Origin of the sequence: Maledivibacter sp. (assembly GCA_025210375.1) — a bacterium.
Taxonomy (GTDB): Bacteria; Bacillota; Clostridia; order Peptostreptococcales; family Caminicellaceae; genus JAOASB01.
In genome coordinates this window covers 350,629-366,944 of record JAOASB010000052.1, presented here as the reverse complement: position 1 = coordinate 366,944, position 16,316 = coordinate 350,629, and the positions used below count along the sequence as shown (strand labels likewise).

Genomic DNA, 16,316 nt, shown 5'->3' with positions numbered 1-16,316 from the left:
TCTGAATATCCTTTTTCAATCTTTTTATATCTTTTTCGCCAGTTCATAATAAATCTTACTCATATCTGAATCAGGAAAAGCTTCAACCACAGTCTTTCCATCATTTTCAGCTCTTTGAACCAAGGGATTTCTAGGTATATGATGAATTACATTTGTATTTATTTCCTTTGCTGTATCATTTACTAATTCTACTTCATTTTTTACATTTCTTGAATTCAGAATCAAGCCACTTAACTTAGCATATCCTCTAGATTTGAACTGTCCAACGGCACTTGCTATATTCTTTGCTGCATATATGCTCATTTTCTCCCCAGATGTAACAATATAAACATCACTGGCATATCCATTACGTATGGGCATAGCAAATCCGCCACATACCACGTCTCCCAGCACATCATAAATTACTACGTCTGGTTTATATATTTCAAAAGCATGCAGGTCCTCTAGCTTTTCAAATGCAGTAATTATACCCCTACCGGCACATCCAATACCTGGAGTAGGTCCGCCAGCCTCTACACAAAGAATCCCATTATATCCTTCAAACACTATATCCTCAAGCCCTATATCATCATCCTTTTCTTTTATAACATCTAATACAGTGGATATAGATTTTCCACCCAAAAGATTTTCAGTAGAATCTGCCTTGGGATCACAGCCTATTTGCATAACTTTATATCCATTAAGTGATAATGCCGCCGATAAATTAGATACAGTTGTTGATTTACCAATACCGCCTTTTCCATATATAGCTATTTTTTTCATGCTAATCTCCCTTTTTAATTAATTGTAATGTATAGGAAAATATCATTTTCCTATCATTCCTTTTTATCTTTTCGTGTCAATAGAATTGATAATCTCTCTTTGTTTTCCTTTAATGCATCTATAACTTCTTCTTTAACCGAAGCATCGGAGAATCCACAACGCTGTACCAATACTCCTTGGGAATCCAATCCATATTTTTCTAAAAATTTAACTGCTTTTTCTTCATTATCATTTAGTTTCATCATTACAATAGCATCGCTTTCCATAAGTACAGAATCAATTTTTTCACTAGAAGCTTCAAGGGGAATAATAGATAGTATTTCATTTGTTTCAACTAGGGGTCTATTTGTAATTGCCGCCGCTGCACAAAAAGATGTAACTCCTGGTACTGTTTCTATTGGTATTCCTGGTGGTATGTTTTTAAGAACATACCCATATGTACTATATACACTAGGATCACCTAATATTGCAAGTGCAACATTTTTCCCATTTTCAACATTTTCACTAATGATGCTTGCTATATTCTCTCCCATTTGCATAAGGACGTTATGATTAATCTGTATTGGATAATCAATAAATATTTTTTCAGCTTCTGAATTCAAACAATCCTCAATAATGGTACAAACAATGCTCTTTTTATCATCTGAGCCTCTCATCATTAATATTACATCAATATTTTCCAGTATGTTTTTTGCTTTAATAGTTAATAATTCTGGATCACCTGATCCTACCCCTATACAATAAAATTTTGACATAACACTCCCCTTTCCATTATTATTCTTTAGTTACTTTATAAAAAGAATTTAAAATGATTTATGCTATATATGGCATGTTAATAATATGGGATTTTATAATATTATCAAAATATATATCTTTATAATCAATAATGATTATCGTTATCAATTTTACCAATATATTCTATTCATGTCAATACGTTTTCCATTTTTTGTGACAACTTTTTCTATTTTTCGCCAAATTTAGCAGTAAAAATATTCAATAGGGGAAATTGTATGACGCTCACTTAGATAAGCCCAATATAGAAATTAATTATGGGATTTGCTTAATAGTCTATTTTTCAAAAAAAGATAATAAAATAAAGGACATAAAAAATCAACAAGTTCTCCAGTGTTTAGAATCACTTAACTTGTTGATTATTATATCCTTCAAGAAAATGGTCATAGAATTTTCTTATTTTTAATTATTTTCTAATGGGGGTAACTATCCTTTCCTTGATACCCAAGGGCTTGCCCTCCAGTATAAATACATAATCGGCAAGCAGCATGGCTTCATCCATATCATGGGTGATAAAAATAACCGTTCTTTTATCCTCATTCCAAAGTGAAATAAAGGATTTCATCAGATTGGTCTTCAGCTCCATATCTAGTCCCTTAAAGGGTTCATCCATAAGTAAAATATCCGAGGGATAGGCAAATGCTCTAGCAATAGAAACCCTTTGCTTCATTCCACCACTTAACTGCTTTGGAAGATAATATCTGTATTCCTCTAAATCCACTATCCTTAGATACTTATCTGTAATATTGTCTGTCTCTTCCTCAGTATTATCTCCTTTTAGGACAAATTTAATATTTTCCTCCACTGAAAACCAAGGTAAAAGCCGGTCCTCTTGAAAAATATAGGAGAACTTCTTTCTCTCTAAACCTACAATATCCCCAGAATCATATTGTTCTAATCCTGAGATTATATTTAGTAGAGTGGTTTTACCTGAGCCCGATGGGCCTAACAATGCTGTTATCTTTTCTTCTTCAAACTCTATATTAAAATTATTTAAAACCCTTAGCCCCTCATATTCCTTATTCAAGTCACTTATTTTGATTGTCACAAGCTACACATCCTTTAACCCATATTATTCATAGAAATTTAAAAATCTACTACGTCCTTTTGTTTCTAAGGCATTCATCAAATTCTCCACGTACCGTTTTGGTATGCCTTCGGACTTGATAAACATCTTAGAAATCAAAACTACTCCCATATTTTTAAACTTACTATGAATAATCTGGGTTTAATAATCGCCTCTTTTTAATCATGGATTTAAATAGATACTCAAATCCAAAACTAAGTAATATAACTACACCCGTCCAAGCAAATACCTCGGGAGTTTCCAAGTATACTTTGGCATTATATAGATGCATTCCTATTGCAAATTTGGGACTGCTTAGCACTTCTGCAGCCACAGTAACCTTCCAACCTAATCCAAGGCTCATGGTAATCCCAGCTGAAATATAGGGCGTAATGGAAGGTACGTAAATATCCCTTATAACTAAGGATTTTTTTACATTATATATTTTTGCCATTTCAAGTAAATTCCCATCTACACCTCTTATACCTTGAACCACATTGGTCCAAATGACTGGGAAGCACATTAAAAAACATATGAAGATAGGGACATTACCAGCTTCAAACCATATAAGTGCAATGATTATGAAGGATATGACTGGAGTAGATTTTATTGTTATTACCAGGGGGTTGAAAAGCTCATAAAAAAATCTATTAAGTCCACAAATTATTCCAATAAGTATTCCACCTATACAGGAAATAATAAATCCCATTGCTACCCTGAGTATAGACATAAAAACGCTATTCCAAAATTTCACTTGTACTATTAACCCCATTAATGCCTTTAATGTACTAATAGGTGAAGGGAGATACACCTCTTTACTTATTATTAAAGAAGCTATCTCCCAAACTAATATCCAAAATACCAAGACCCATATTTTAGTTATTTTATTATTCTTTGATATAATAAAATTCTCCACCTGGAACTTCTCCTCCTATTGATTTAGGATTGAAATTAAAAAGTATGTCATAAAATCCATGTAACATATCCTTAGAAGCCTTTCCATCAACAAATACAATATTACATTTTGGTATCGCCATCTCGGCTATCTTTGCTTTAGGAAGGATACCGTGCTTTTCTATTAAAGCACCCGCATCGGTATTATTTGCATTTACCCAATCAACTGAAGCCTTATATTCATCTAAAAACTTATCTAGGGTCTGCTTATGTTTCTCAGCAAAATCCTTCTGTACAACTATGCAACCCATGGCAAGCTTACTTTCATCTCCCGATACCTTTTCCCATTGTTCAGTCATATCCAGTGCGATTCTCATATCCTTATTTTTCATAAGGGCTACGGTAACATGGGGCTGAGGTAAAAGTGCTATGGCGGCATCGCCTGCTGCAACCATTGCTGCTAGATCAGCATGCTGCATGGAAAAATCTATCTCCACATCCTTGTCGGGATCAATTCCATTTTTCTTTAAAACATATCTAAGTACATAATCGGGAGTAGCTCCCTTACCACTGGCATATATCTTTTTACCCTTTAAATCAGCTATGCTCTTTATTTCATTTCCATTCTCAAGTATGTACAAAACACCCATTGTATTCACTGCCGCCAGCTGTATTTGTCCTTCTGTTTTTTTATAAATAATAGATGCTAGATTTGTTGGCAAAGCAGCAATATCAACTTCTCCATTTATAACCTTTCCTACCAATTCATCTGGGGCCCCAGATACTACAAATTCGTAATTTCCATTGCTTCCCTTTGTCTCGCTATCTTCCATCATTTTTACCATTCCCATACCCGTAGGGCCTTTTAAAGTAGCAACCTTTGTCGTGCTAGAACAACCGGCAAAGGCCATTACAGATAAAATAATTATTAACCCCACGGCAGTAAATTTAAATAGCTTATTCATTTTATTCCCCCCTCAGTTCTTTGATAATCATTATCAATTTAACACTTTTTTATATAGTTGTCAACGACTTTAATATTGTCAAAAAAATAAGTACTATTTAGGAGTATTAAAGATACTTAACTTTATTCTTCTCCCATTTGATTAAGCCTTCCTTTGCTAGATCATTAAGAACTCTATATAGTGAAGCCCTGCTTATACATAGATATTCTGCCAACTCCTGTTTAGAATATCTTATGACTATTTCATCTTGATTATCTTGTCTTTCCCTCTCACTTTCAAGAAAGCAAAGCACCCTTTCTTGAATGCTTTCATAGGTAAAACCCTCTATTCTTTTATTTAGGAAATATATTTTGTCACTAATAAAGGACAAATACCTCTGTAAAATAGTAAAGTCCATTTCAAATATCTTTAGTAATTCCTCCTGGGATATAAAAAGTATTTTACAATTATTTTTTGCCACGATCCTAGAGGGATAGTAATTCTTATTATTAAAAAGTGCAGATATACCCAAAATATCTCCTTTGTTCATTCTATTAAGAATTATAACCTTTCCCGAATAATGAAGCTTTTGGGCTTCTACCATTCCCCTTAATATGATACCCATTGAAGGCTTAAAATCAGATTCTGTAAATACAGTTTCCCCTTTAGAGTATTTAACTATCCTGTGATGTATTTTGTTAAATATTTTTTTCAGTTGGTCCTCACTGACTCCATCAAAGATGGGATTACCTTTAATTATATCATACATATTATTTTTCTCCCCAAAATGTCTTATATAAGACAGATTCCTTTCAAAGATTATATTATACTTTATTCATAATTGCAAGAGATTATCATTATCGTTTTGGAGGTGCTTTATGAAAATAATTATCACAGCTGGAGCCCCAGCCTCAGGAAAGACATCAATTCTATTTAAAACCATAAAGTATTTAAAGGGTCTTGATATAAAAATGGCGGTAGCTAAATTAGATTGTTTAAAAAGCGATGATCAAAAAATATATGAAGCTTTGAATATTCCAGTAATCACTGGCTTAAGTGAAAATTTATGTCCAGATCACTTTTTAGCAATAAATATTATAGAAATCTTCAATTGGGCTAAGGAAAAGGGAGCAGATTATCTCATTGTTGAAACCGCAGGCCTGTGCAATAGATGCGCTCCATTTATCGATCGTGCATTAAATATATGTGTAATCGACTGCTTATCGAGTATAAAGGTTCCTGAAAAGCTAGGCCCAATAGTGACAACGGCTGATATCATCCTCATATCAAAGGTTGATATGGTTTCACAGGCAGAAAGAGAAGTATTTGTATATAATCTAATGGGTCTTAATCCTAATGCAAAGATTTTAGAGGCCAATGGATTAAGCGGGTTTGGAAGCCAAAAAATAGGCAATGTCATCTTAAATTCTTCCGATTATGACACCATTGAAGGGGACTCCCTTCGTCACAGCATGCCAAGTGCAACATGCTCCTATTGTGTGGGTGAAATAAGAATAGGAAATACTTATCAACAGGGAATTATAAATAAAATGGATTTTTCCAAGGGAAGTGAATTTAGTTATGTTTAATAGGTTAATGATTGTTGGAGGCAATGACAAAACAGGAAGTGAAGAGCCAGTGAAAAGGCTCACCCTAGAAAAGGGTAATATTTATACTATAGTTGGCCCCACTGGCTCAGGTAAAACCCAGTTGATTGAAGATATTGAATGCCTAAGTGATGGTTTTGGACTTACCAAACGTAAAATTCTTCTTGATGATGGTCTTTCCCCGGATGATTATAGAACCAGCTATCAAAATAGACTCGTATCCCATTTATCACAAAACATGCATTTTATACTGGACATGTCCGTAGAAAGTTTTCTTAAAATGCGTTTACAGTGTACTAATTTTAATAACTTAAGTAAATCCACCCAGGAAATCATCCAATGTGCCAACGAGCTTAGTGGGGAAAAAATCCATGGAGACTATTCATTGACTAAGCTAAGTGGAGGACAATCCAGAGCCTTAATGATAGCCGACGTGGCTATAAACGGAACCACTCCCATAATATTGATCGATGAAATTGAGAACGCCGGTATTGATAGGCTAAAAGCTATGGAAATTCTTGTAGATTCCCATAAAATCGTTCTCGTTGTTACCCATGACCCCCTATTGGCCCTATATGGTGATAAAAGAATAGTAATGAAGAATGGCGGTATATCAAAAATAATAAATAGAAATCAATATGAGGTAGGCTTACTTAAAGATCTCCACGATATTAATAAAATAACAGCTGGAATTAGAAATGATTTGCGAATAGGAAAAGAATTAAAGAAAGAGGGATGTTATGAGCTTCAAAGTGTATTGGAATAATGTATGCCTTTTAAGTACAAAGGAAGAAAAATATATAGGTGATTCCTTAAAGGATTCAAAAAAAGAAGATAGTATAGTTTTTGAATACTATGGTCTAGGAAGAAGAATGGGATTGAGAGAAAAAATTATGGAGGATTTATCTGAAAATACTATAAAAGCCGATCTAGTTATTTCAACAGATTTAGATATTTTTCAAGATAAGGGTCTAATCCCAAGTGAGAGTGACAGGTTTTCTAATATAAGGGGCTCAATGCCTTTAAGAGCTGAAATATCAAACTCTAATATCGTTGATCCTTCTGGGATTTTTGCTCCTTTTATCATAATTCCACTTATATTTGTGGTAAATAAAAATTTAATTCCAGAGGAAAAAATCCCCCATAGCTTCGAGGAATTACTTGATCCATATTATAAAAACAAAATAGCCTTTGGAGGGATACATAACTCTGCCGGTAGGTCTTTACTAAAATCTATATGGTATTTATATGGAAAAGAAAAGGCTGAGGAATTTGCAAAAAATAGCATTATTACTAGTATGCCAGCTGCCGCCTTTAGAAAGGTCATGACTGGTGAAGCTCCTATATCCATTGTTCCAACCATATTTGCAATGAGATCGGGAATAAACAATATCACTGCCATATGGCCTAGAGAAGGTGCCGTGGCAATCCCCTCATATTATGCTTTTAAAAAGGATAGCGATCCTTTATGTACTAAATGGATACTGGAAAATATCCTTGGAAAATCCCATCAAGAACTTTTAACATCGGCGGGTGCCGTAATTCCATGTGACCCCCATGTGGAGCTTCCACATTTAGCTAAAGAAAATGATTGCAGATTACTGTATCCTAATTGGGAGTTTTTACATGACTTTGATGATGATTATTTTTATTCCTTGTGTGAGAAACACTATGAAATGATAATATAGAAATAAAGGCGTCTTTCGACGCCTCAGATTGTTGACAAAGTCAACAAGATGTCAGGCAGTTGAGAAATTTGAAGTTCGAGGCGTGCTGAAACCCAGAGGCCGTAGCGTATACAAACATACGTAAGGGTTCTGGGCTGAAGCAACAACGAAGAAATTCGGATTTGTCAACAGCCTAAGGCGTCCTTCGACGCCTTAGTACTATTCTAATTATATCCTTCAGAGGCTGCTCTCGATGGATTTAGTATTTTATTTACTTCATCATCGGTCAGCTCATAATCATAAAATTCCTTATAGTAGGTCTTTATTTCATCCTCTATTTTATAGTCATTAAATATTTTAGGATAATTCTTTTGTGCCAGCCACTTTAACATAAGGGGTGAATCTCCACAGGGAGGGAACCATCTATATATTCCAAGGGGTATCTTATATACCTGCTTGTTCTGTACAGCCTTTACTTTACTCCAATCCTGTCCATCAATTGTATTATTGTATAAATCCTCGGGCTGTACATCAGTAAAGTTGGTTATGTAAATAATCTCTGGATTCCATTTATATATTTGCTCCATATTTACAGCACTTTTTATATTGATATCATTTTCTGCCACATCAACAGCACCGGTAGCCTTTAGCCAGTGATTTCCAAAAAATCCTTTACCGGAAACAACTATACCTTTATCGGCATAAGTAAAGATCATTAGTCCTTTCTTTTTCTTGTCTTCTTCCATGGACTCCAATTTCTTGTCAATCCCCTGTTGCACTCTTCGTCCATAGTCAATTATTTCTCCAGCTCTTTCCTCTTGATTAGTCATCTGACCAAGCAGCTCCAACCAAGAATTAAGAGTTTCTACGGAATCACCCTTGGCGATGGACATAGTCTTTATTCCAACCGCATTTATACCCTTGCCTTCAATTTCATCCAATTTATTACCTGAGTCTCCATACATAAAAACAATATCAGGATTCAACTTATATATCTCCTCAATGTTCATTTCATTTCCCTGTATGAAATTTGTTTTAGCTTCTAATATAGATGGAGCCATTTTTTTGAGTATTGAGTTTTCCGCTGCACTTTTTGATGCGGGATGAATTCCTACAATTTCATCTGTAGATCCAGTAGCTAAAAACCAAACAGCAGGAAATGGTAATATCCTTCCTGTAACAATTCTCTCAATTTTATCTGGCATCTCGACTTCACGACCATTTTGATCTATTATTACCCTTGACTTTGTTTCCTTTTCATTTTCTTGTTTTTGAGCTGTGGCATCTTTACTTTCTTCTATTTTGTTCTTAGTTTCACTAGCATTTGTCACATCATCCTTTGTTTCTGCCTTGCATCCAACAATGGATATCCCAAGTATTACCATTAAAGTTATGGTAATCAATTTCTTCATTCCATGTACCTCCTCACATTTTTTTTATATTGACTTTCTTAGAAACTCCATACCGGCTTCCCCGGTATGACAGACATAGTTATCCCAATATAATCGACTAGACACGGCTAAATGAGGTAGTTCAACATAATTTTTCTTTTCATCTGCACTAAGAAATTTTTTGAATAATGGATCTCCAATAATTAGATCAAAGTCAGATTTTTTTAGTAATTCCTCTAAACAATCCTCTGAATCAATAAATTCATCGGTGTCTTCCATTAAATCCCTGTCCATATGAAAAAAGGATACTACCTTTATATCCTCAATGTCATATTCAAGTTTTATTGCATTTCTTATGGAATTGGAAAGGACTTGATCCCCTATAATAAGGATTTTATTTACATTAGACGCCTTTTTCATTATCTCTTTTTTCTTTGTATCTGAATCTATATTTCCCTTGATTTCATCCGCCACCACATCGGAATAATTTGCTCCAATAGGAACACCTATTACATAGGGCATATCATATTTTTTCTTCATAATCCTTGCCGCCTCAAGGGCAGATATGGAAAGTACAAGATTGACCTTAGCCTTTAGTGAATGTCTAATTTCTTCTAAGGACGAACCCATAGCCCAACAAGAATTAATATGTATTCCCCTTTCCCTCAAAGCTCCTTTGATATTTTCAAGCTGAGCTTCATTCCAATAATCTAGGGGAGTCACCCCCAAGAGATTAACACTATCATCTATTTTTTCATCAGTATCAATTAACATGTTTTCAGCAATTGTGGCAAGGGCCTCCGACGCTCCCTTTTCATATGTATAGGTCCCTGTTGTGTCAAAATGATAAACGGGGACACCAAGCTCCGAAGAAATTTTCTGGGCAAGGGCCATTTGATCCATACCTATAACAACGGGTGTAGGTGTAGATGCCAATGCAACAAACTCCCCTTTTTCATTTTTGAGTCGCTCAATAATAAAGCTCTCATCCCCTGTCACTGCATGTATCTCCCTAAGTCCAGAGCTACAAACACAGGCTGAGCTGTTATAAAATCTTGGTTCATCATATCCAGTTACGTTTCCCGTACAACCATCTGCACCATTTATAACCATTACTCCACCCAATTCAAAAAATACTGAACTGACTCCAGAATAGTCCGGTGCAAAGGGCGGTAATACACTATATAATCCTTTCATGTTTGCCTCCTTAAATTACCATTCCCGATTGATACATTTCTTTCTTTAAGTCCTGGGGATTCTCAAAAACTTCTAGCATTCTAGAATATAATATTTTAGTACCTTCATACCCATAAAGCTGTTCATCTAAAGATAAGGGAACTGTTTTTGAACCGCAGCAAAAATATCCTGCATCGAAACCTATGGCTAAATCCACTTTTTTCTTTTCTTCTAAGAAAAATGCCATCGTGGGACTCATGGTAGAATATACCGTTATATAGGGTGCATTTTCTTTAAGCCAATCAACATGTACTTCATCGGAAGGAAGAAGCTGATCTGCAAAAATATAGGGTACATGAAAATCTCTTTCCACTAACTCCCTAGCAAGCTCAAAGGGACATGCATTTGCTGTGGCTCCAACGGCTACAGATAATCTTCCAAGTGTTTTCACCTTATCACGTATTATTTCTTCGGCGGCTTTTCTATATTTTTTATATTCAAGGGATTTTCCTAAAAGCTGCTCTATTTTCATATAGTTCTCTTCTATTCCATCTAGTCTATAGGCCACTGGTACATCGGCAAAGGGTATCTTAAACCTTTTTTTCATTTCTTTGACTGCCATTTTCCCCCCGGGCTTTATTAGTAGATTATACTTTGACCTACTCATCCCATGATATTGTTCATAGGTCTTGAAATCCCTTATGTGAAGGATATCTTCCATACCAGCTTGTCTAAGGATATCATTGATTTCACAGTCCTTGGCAAAACCGTTGAAGCTCCCTATAATATTAATAGTATCCTTTTTTTCATTTGGTACTTCATCTAGATAATCATAAATGGTTTTCTGAATCATTAACTCCGGTGGTCTTTTACTTTCTTTTCTAATAGGATTCATTCGTCCAATCCGTACATCTATATCAAACTTTTCCTCTAGAACCTTTGCTTTGCCTTCATAGTCTGAACCTAATAAATCGTCGGTACATGTACAGCATAAAACAAGGGCCTTTGGTTTTTTTTCTACCTTGTTTAGTATTGACTCAACTGCTTTATCGATCTTATTCATATGCTCGCCTGTAATTATATCTACTTGAGACATATACAGATAGAATAATTGTTTATTGTAGTCGTGCATCATGGATGCTATTGCCCCATGTCTTCCACACCCCTGTGGTATAACAAACAATACCACGGACTCTGGCACTAGACAGGCGACTCTTACCACTCCCCAACCCCCAACACTAGGTGAACAATAATGCAAGGCATCTTCAGGATAGATTCTATTACCCCTATTTCTAACTTCTTCCTTTAAATTAGTTATAGGTATGCTGAATATTTCTTTCTTCATTGAATTTCACTACCTTCAACAATAGATTTTGCTATATCCATTATCTTATGTGATATAGGCAATTCCATATCTCCTTGAATAACAGTCATGTTTTGTTCTTCATATTTTTGAATATTTCCATCCCTCGGTATAATGCCTATGATTTTAGTATCCATGTCCTTTACATATTTTGAAACGATTTCTTCCTCATTCTCAATATTTCTTTTGTTCAATATCACCCCTCGTAGTTTGCCATAGCCCTTATCTCCAAAGCTATCAATAGCCATCTTTATATTACCCGCTGCAAATAAGGCCATCTTTTCACCCGATGTAACGATAATAACCTCATCTGCATATCCATCTCTAATAGGCATTGCAAAGCCACCACAAACTACATCTCCTAGAACATCATAAAATACGAAATCCGGTTTAAATTCCTCAAAGGCATCTAAATCCTCCAAGGTCTCAAATGCCATAATTATTCCTCGTCCTGCACATCCAATACCAGGCGTAGGTCCTCCAGCCTCTATACAGACTATGTCGTTATATCCTTTAACAGCGATCTCATCTAAAGACTCACAGCTACCATTCTCCTTTAGATATTGGATGACAGGTGTTAGCCTTTTACCATTGGTAAGGTTAATCGTGGAATCTGCCTTTGGGTCACAGCCAATCTGTACAACCCTATAACCCAATTGTGATATTGCCGCCGCTAAGGAGCTAGTTATTGTAGACTTACCTATCCCACCTTTACCATATACAGCAATTTTTCTCATAACACTACTCCCCTTTATATTTCATTTGCCAGCTTTACAGGAAACAACATTTGTGCTTTTTCCCCCTCATTTTCCCATTCAATTATTCGAGTTTTCACTTCAAAGAATGCCTTAATATTCTCTTCTGTAATAATTTCACGGGTATTCCCAAATAGATGTCTGCCATTTCCACCTAACATCAATGTGTTGTCGGAAATACGCAGTGCATGATTAGGATAATGGGTATTGATAATGCAAGAAATGTTTTTTCCCTTCTTGAGCTTTTCTATTATCCCAAGCACTAAAAGCTGATTCTTCATATCCAAATTAGATTCTGGCTCATCTAAGACCAATATTTTGGGAGCTGAAGTCAATGCCCTGGCTATGAGTACCAACTGAAGCTCCCCACCACTTATGGCCCCACAGGATTTGTACATTAACCTTGATATCCCCACCTCTTCAATGGCTCTTTTGGCAATAGCTATATCCTCTTTACGGGGTGAAGACATTGATCCTAGATAAGGCGCTCTTCCCATCAAGACCATTTCCAATACAGTATATGGAAATATCATGCTTTTAGCTTGGGGTACATAGCTTATATCCTTCCAAAACTCCGAAGCCGTTATCTTATCTGCTTCTAAATCATTTATAATTGTATTCCCTTTTCTCCATTTAAATAGTCCTAATATACATTTCAGTAAGGTCGTTTTCCCTACACCATTAGGCCCAAGTATAGTAAGTATTTCTCCCGTTTCAACCTTAAAGCTTAGATTTGAAAAAAGATTTGGGCCTTTATCATACCCATATGTACCGTTAACTACTTTAAGCATCATTCCATTTTCCTCCTGTTTTACGTAATAAAAAGATAAAAAATGGCGCTCCTACTATGGCAGTCAATATTGATAATGGTATTTCAGCGGCTGTAATAGTTCTTGCTATATTATCTATAATAAGTAAGTAAAAACTACCTAAGCATATGGAAGCTGGAATAAGATACTTATGATTATTTCCTACCATCATTCTAGCTAAATGGGGGATGACTAACCCAATCCATCCTATAATCCCACATAGGGACACAGCTGTGGCAGAAATAACGGTTGTAGAAATAATTATAATAGTCCTTAGCCTATTTACATTTACTCCCAAGGATTTCGCTTCATCTTCATGTAAAGACAATATGTTCATCTTCCACCTAATGATATAAAGCATTGCAAGCGCAATTGTGATCAATGGTATTCCCAATTTCAAATCAGTTGCGGATGTTCCCGACAAGCTTCCCATCAGCCAATATACAATAGTAGGTAGCTTTTCCTCTGGATCTGCAACATATTTTATTAGGGAAATCAAAGCTTGGAATAATGCACCGACAATGGTTCCTGATAATACGAGCATAAAAAGCTGCATACCAGATTTCTTCTTGCTGATTGTGTAGGTCAGCATAATGCCTAATATACCAAATATAATGGCCATAGTCTGTATAATAACTATATTACCGGATAATAATATCCCTAATGCGGCACCTAATCCTGCACCATAGGATACCCCTAGAATATGGGGGCTTACCAGGGGATTGCCAAACATAGCTTGATTTGAAGCCCCGGCAGCTGATAAGCCTCCTCCAATAAACATGGCTAAAATAATTCTAGGTAACCTGACATTTAGAATAACAGTTTCCTCTATGTCGCTCCAACTTTGTTTTACAGGAATAATCTTTGACAAAAGTACCTTGTATGCCGTCAAAGGTGTAACCCTATACCTTCCTACGCATAGGGAAATCAACATACAGCCTATAGCCGCAACTATCATACCCGTAAACACCATAGTTCTTTTTCTTTTTTTCTTAACTTCACTCTCTTCTATTTGCGATATATCACCCAATACCTTTTCTGTTAAATCCATAAACCTTCTCCTTACTGTTTTGATAACCCTCCGGTACCATTAGCAGCTTCTTTAGCAGGATTTAAAATACCTTCTACGTCATCATCCTTTAATTCATAGTTATAAAAAGTTTTATAATACTGCTTTGTTTCTTCCTTCATATTCAAATCCTCGAAAAGCTCGGGATACTGATGCTTGGCCATCCACTTCATCATTAGAGGCACATCTCCACTTGGTGGATACCAACGATAAACCCCAACGGGTATTTTATATACTCTTTTATTCTTCACTGCATCTACTTTACTCCAATCCTGTCCTTTTATATTATTATCATATAAATCCTGGGGCATGGTTTCAGTAAAGCTACTAATGAATATTATCTTCGGATTCCACTTATAGACTTGCTCCATATTAACATTAGCTGTAACATTAATCTCACGTGCTACATTGTATCCTCCCGTTGCTTCAATCCAAAATTGTCCGTAATGTCCTTTTCCAGGTACTACAATCTCTGATTCACTATGCTTAAATAATATTACTGATTTTGATTTTTCCCCATCTGCAATTCCATCGGTTTTTGTTTGAATATCAGCTAAGGTTTTTTCTCCATATTTTATTACTTCATCTACTTTAGACTCTTTATCAAAGACTTTTCCAAATATTTTGAGCCATGAGCTTAAGGTTTCAAGGGCATCTCCTCCACCCTGTGTCTTAACTGCAATTGCAGGTATGCCTGCCTTTTCCCATTGCTCTTGCTGATTTGTATATGAACCCCAATAAAATGCAATATCAGGCTCAAGCTTAAGCACCTCTTCTATATTCAAATCAGTTCCTTCTATGAAGCCTGTTTCTTTATTTATGAGTTCTGGCGTCATCTTGCCCATGATAGAATTTTCTATGGCACTTTTAGACCCAGGATGCATGCCCACAATTTTATCAACGGATTCTCCAGTAAGGGCATATATACTAGGTAAAGGTAACGCCGTCATAACTACATTATCAGTTTTTTCTGGTAAAACAACTTCCCGTTCATTTTGATCAATAATAGTTTTCCCTTTCACATCCGATGCTTGTTTATCCAATGATTCATTTGTATCCTCTGTTTTTACTTCATTTTTATCAGAAGCCTGTTCTTCTTTTTGTACTGGTTTTGTTTCAGGTGAGCTATTACTACATCCACTTACCATACTTACAAGTGCAATGCATGATATCAACATTAAAAATACACTAATTCTTTTTTTCATACGTCAACCTCCTATAGTTGTGTTTGATATTGATTTTCATTATCGTTAATAGTATAATATCTATTGAATTCAATATCTGTTTCAGATGGAACACAATGGAGGTTTTTTTATGGATATTATTTTAAACGACAAAGAATTAGATTCCCTCAATAGCTGCCCTTTATTTGAAAATATCTCTACTAAAGATACCAGAGAAAATATATTGAACATGGGCTGCTTCAAAAGAAACTACTTGAAGAAGTCAATTTTATTAGATTTTGACCACGATTTCAAAGGAATTGGCATTTTACTATCGGGGGAAATAACAGTAAATATATTTTATGAAAATGGAAATCACCTACCCTTGAGATGTATTAGGCCCTCGGAGGTTTTTGGATTATCCTACTTTTTAAATAATGACAGTCATGAAATAATTACTTTCATAACCAATACAGATTCTACGGTTCTATTTATAAATGAAGATTGTTTGCTGACATTATTAAAAAACTCACCCATATTACTTCAGAACTATTTAAACTATATGAATGGACGTATAAAGTTTTTGATATCAAAGATCGTATTTTTCAATTTATCCAACAACAAGCAGAAAATTTGTCACTTTTTACTTAATGAATGCTCCAAAACTTCTTCAAGGGATTGTTGTCTAAATCTACCTAAAAGTACTCTTTGTGAATACTTAGGTATAGGTAGAACTTCATTTTACCGTGAACTTAATGCCCTTGCCGATAATAGTGCAATCGAAGTGAAAAATAATGGTGTCATTACCATTGATTCCAAAAAGCTGATCGATATTTTGAATAATAGATGCAGTTAAAA

The 16,316-nt window shown here is 35.2% G+C and carries 17 protein-coding genes; 4 read left to right on the top strand and 13 right to left on the bottom strand.

Going from position 1 to position 16,316, the window contains the following annotated elements:
* Positions 1-24: 24 nt before the first annotated feature.
* From N4A68_19300 to N4A68_19275, 6 genes are all read right to left on the bottom strand, one after another.
* Positions 25-762, bottom strand: coding sequence for a nitrogenase iron protein NifH (locus N4A68_19300; GenBank protein ID MCT4566448.1), 738 nt, complete (start codon positions 760-762; stop codon positions 25-27).
* Between the two features lie 53 nt (positions 763-815).
* On the bottom strand, positions 816-1,517 hold the full coding sequence (cobI, locus tag N4A68_19295; protein ID MCT4566447.1) for a precorrin-2 C(20)-methyltransferase: 702 nt from the start codon (positions 1,515-1,517) through the stop codon (positions 816-818).
* 443 nt (positions 1,518-1,960) lie between these two features.
* Positions 1,961-2,596 carry an ATP-binding cassette domain-containing protein gene (locus N4A68_19290; protein MCT4566446.1) on the bottom strand — a complete coding sequence of 212 codons (636 nt, stop codon included), beginning with the start codon at positions 2,594-2,596 and terminating at the stop codon, positions 1,961-1,963.
* A gap of 169 nt (positions 2,597-2,765) precedes the next feature.
* Positions 2,766-3,536, bottom strand: a complete 771-nt coding sequence (locus N4A68_19285) for an ABC transporter permease subunit (protein ID MCT4566445.1) — start codon at positions 3,534-3,536, stop codon at positions 2,766-2,768.
* On the bottom strand, positions 3,508-4,479 hold the full coding sequence (locus N4A68_19280; protein ID MCT4566444.1) for a PhnD/SsuA/transferrin family substrate-binding protein: 972 nt from the start codon (positions 4,477-4,479) through the stop codon (positions 3,508-3,510). The genes N4A68_19285 and N4A68_19280 overlap by 29 nt, the downstream gene beginning before the upstream one ends.
* Before the next feature lie 106 nt (positions 4,480-4,585).
* A complete protein-coding gene (locus tag N4A68_19275) occupies positions 4,586-5,227 on the bottom strand; it encodes a Crp/Fnr family transcriptional regulator (protein MCT4566443.1) in 642 nt (213 codons plus the stop codon).
* 109 nt (positions 5,228-5,336) lie between these two features.
* On the opposite strand from N4A68_19275, the gene N4A68_19270 reads away from it, so the two are divergent.
* The 3 genes from N4A68_19270 to N4A68_19260 are packed head-to-tail and all read left to right on the top strand — an operon-like array spanning position 5,337 to position 7,753.
* Entirely contained in the window at positions 5,337-6,047 is a 711-nt protein-coding gene (locus N4A68_19270; GenBank protein MCT4566442.1) for a hypothetical protein, read from the top strand.
* Positions 6,040-6,831 (top strand): ATP-binding cassette domain-containing protein, encoded by a 792-nt coding sequence (locus tag N4A68_19265; GenBank protein ID MCT4566441.1) that lies wholly within the window; start codon positions 6,040-6,042, stop codon positions 6,829-6,831. The genes N4A68_19270 and N4A68_19265 overlap by 8 nt, the downstream gene beginning before the upstream one ends.
* The gene (locus N4A68_19260; protein MCT4566440.1) at positions 6,806-7,753 is read left to right on the top strand and encodes an ABC transporter substrate-binding protein; all 948 of its coding nucleotides are present in this window, start codon (positions 6,806-6,808) and stop codon (positions 7,751-7,753) included. The genes N4A68_19265 and N4A68_19260 overlap by 26 nt, the downstream gene beginning before the upstream one ends.
* A 203-nt stretch (positions 7,754-7,956) precedes the next feature.
* Here N4A68_19260 and N4A68_19255 read toward each other — a convergent pair whose 3' ends face one another.
* From N4A68_19255 to N4A68_19225, 7 genes are read right to left on the bottom strand one after another with little or no spacing between them, the layout of a single operon-like run.
* Positions 7,957-9,144, bottom strand: coding sequence for an ABC transporter substrate-binding protein (locus N4A68_19255; GenBank protein ID MCT4566439.1), 1,188 nt, complete (start codon positions 9,142-9,144; stop codon positions 7,957-7,959).
* A 24-nt stretch (positions 9,145-9,168) separates the two neighbouring features.
* Positions 9,169-10,320 (bottom strand): nitrogenase component 1, encoded by a 1,152-nt coding sequence (locus N4A68_19250; GenBank protein ID MCT4566438.1) that lies wholly within the window; start codon positions 10,318-10,320, stop codon positions 9,169-9,171.
* Positions 10,321-10,330: 10 nt separating this feature from the next.
* A complete protein-coding gene (locus tag N4A68_19245) occupies positions 10,331-11,644 on the bottom strand; it encodes a hypothetical protein (GenBank protein ID MCT4566437.1) in 1,314 nt (437 codons plus the stop codon).
* Entirely contained in the window at positions 11,641-12,399 is a 759-nt protein-coding gene (locus N4A68_19240; GenBank protein MCT4566436.1) for a nitrogenase iron protein NifH, read from the bottom strand. Before N4A68_19240 ends, N4A68_19245 begins: the two co-directional genes overlap by 4 nt.
* 14 nt (positions 12,400-12,413) lie before the next feature.
* Positions 12,414-13,211: an ABC transporter ATP-binding protein gene (locus tag N4A68_19235; protein MCT4566435.1), complete on the bottom strand. Its 798-nt coding sequence runs from the start codon at positions 13,209-13,211 to the stop codon at positions 12,414-12,416.
* Positions 13,201-14,277 (bottom strand): iron ABC transporter permease, encoded by a 1,077-nt coding sequence (locus tag N4A68_19230; GenBank protein MCT4566434.1) that lies wholly within the window; start codon positions 14,275-14,277, stop codon positions 13,201-13,203. The genes N4A68_19235 and N4A68_19230 overlap by 11 nt, the downstream gene beginning before the upstream one ends.
* Before the next feature lie 11 nt (positions 14,278-14,288).
* Positions 14,289-15,500: an ABC transporter substrate-binding protein gene (locus N4A68_19225; protein ID MCT4566433.1), complete on the bottom strand. Its 1,212-nt coding sequence runs from the start codon at positions 15,498-15,500 to the stop codon at positions 14,289-14,291.
* A gap of 109 nt (positions 15,501-15,609) precedes the next feature.
* Between N4A68_19225 and N4A68_19220 the strand changes: the two genes are divergently transcribed.
* Positions 15,610-16,314, top strand: coding sequence for a Crp/Fnr family transcriptional regulator (locus N4A68_19220; GenBank protein ID MCT4566432.1), 705 nt, complete (start codon positions 15,610-15,612; stop codon positions 16,312-16,314).
* Positions 16,315-16,316: the final 2 nt, after the last annotated feature.

Excerpts from the sequence above, each read along its gene's own strand:
- N4A68_19240 (MCT4566436.1), bottom strand. The coding sequence starts at position 12,399 with ATGAGAAAAATTGCTGTATATGGTAAAGGTGGGATAGGTAAGTCTACA.
- N4A68_19235 (MCT4566435.1), bottom strand. The coding sequence starts at position 13,211 with ATGATGCTTAAAGTAGTTAACGGTACATATGGGTATGATAAAGGCCCA.
- N4A68_19245 (MCT4566437.1), bottom strand. The coding sequence starts at position 11,644 with ATGAAGAAAGAAATATTCAGCATACCTATAACTAATTTAAAGGAAGAA.
- N4A68_19265 (MCT4566441.1), top strand. The coding sequence starts at position 6,040 with ATGTTTAATAGGTTAATGATTGTTGGAGGCAATGACAAAACAGGAAGT.
- N4A68_19300 (MCT4566448.1), bottom strand. The coding sequence starts at position 762 with ATGAAAAAAATAGCTATATATGGAAAAGGCGGTATTGGTAAATCAACA.
- N4A68_19255 (MCT4566439.1), bottom strand. The coding sequence starts at position 9,144 with ATGAAGAAATTGATTACCATAACTTTAATGGTAATACTTGGGATATCC.
- N4A68_19280 (MCT4566444.1), bottom strand. The coding sequence starts at position 4,479 with ATGAATAAGCTATTTAAATTTACTGCCGTGGGGTTAATAATTATTTTA.
- N4A68_19220 (MCT4566432.1), top strand. The coding sequence starts at position 15,610 with ATGGATATTATTTTAAACGACAAAGAATTAGATTCCCTCAATAGCTGC.
- N4A68_19225 (MCT4566433.1), bottom strand. The coding sequence starts at position 15,500 with ATGAAAAAAAGAATTAGTGTATTTTTAATGTTGATATCATGCATTGCA.
- N4A68_19260 (MCT4566440.1), top strand. The coding sequence starts at position 6,806 with ATGAGCTTCAAAGTGTATTGGAATAATGTATGCCTTTTAAGTACAAAG.
- N4A68_19250 (MCT4566438.1), bottom strand. The coding sequence starts at position 10,320 with ATGAAAGGATTATATAGTGTATTACCGCCCTTTGCACCGGACTATTCT.
- N4A68_19275 (MCT4566443.1), bottom strand. The coding sequence starts at position 5,227 with ATGTATGATATAATTAAAGGTAATCCCATCTTTGATGGAGTCAGTGAG.
- N4A68_19270 (MCT4566442.1), top strand. The coding sequence starts at position 5,337 with ATGAAAATAATTATCACAGCTGGAGCCCCAGCCTCAGGAAAGACATCA.
- cobI (MCT4566447.1), bottom strand. The coding sequence starts at position 1,517 with ATGTCAAAATTTTATTGTATAGGGGTAGGATCAGGTGATCCAGAATTA.
- N4A68_19230 (MCT4566434.1), bottom strand. The coding sequence starts at position 14,277 with ATGGATTTAACAGAAAAGGTATTGGGTGATATATCGCAAATAGAAGAG.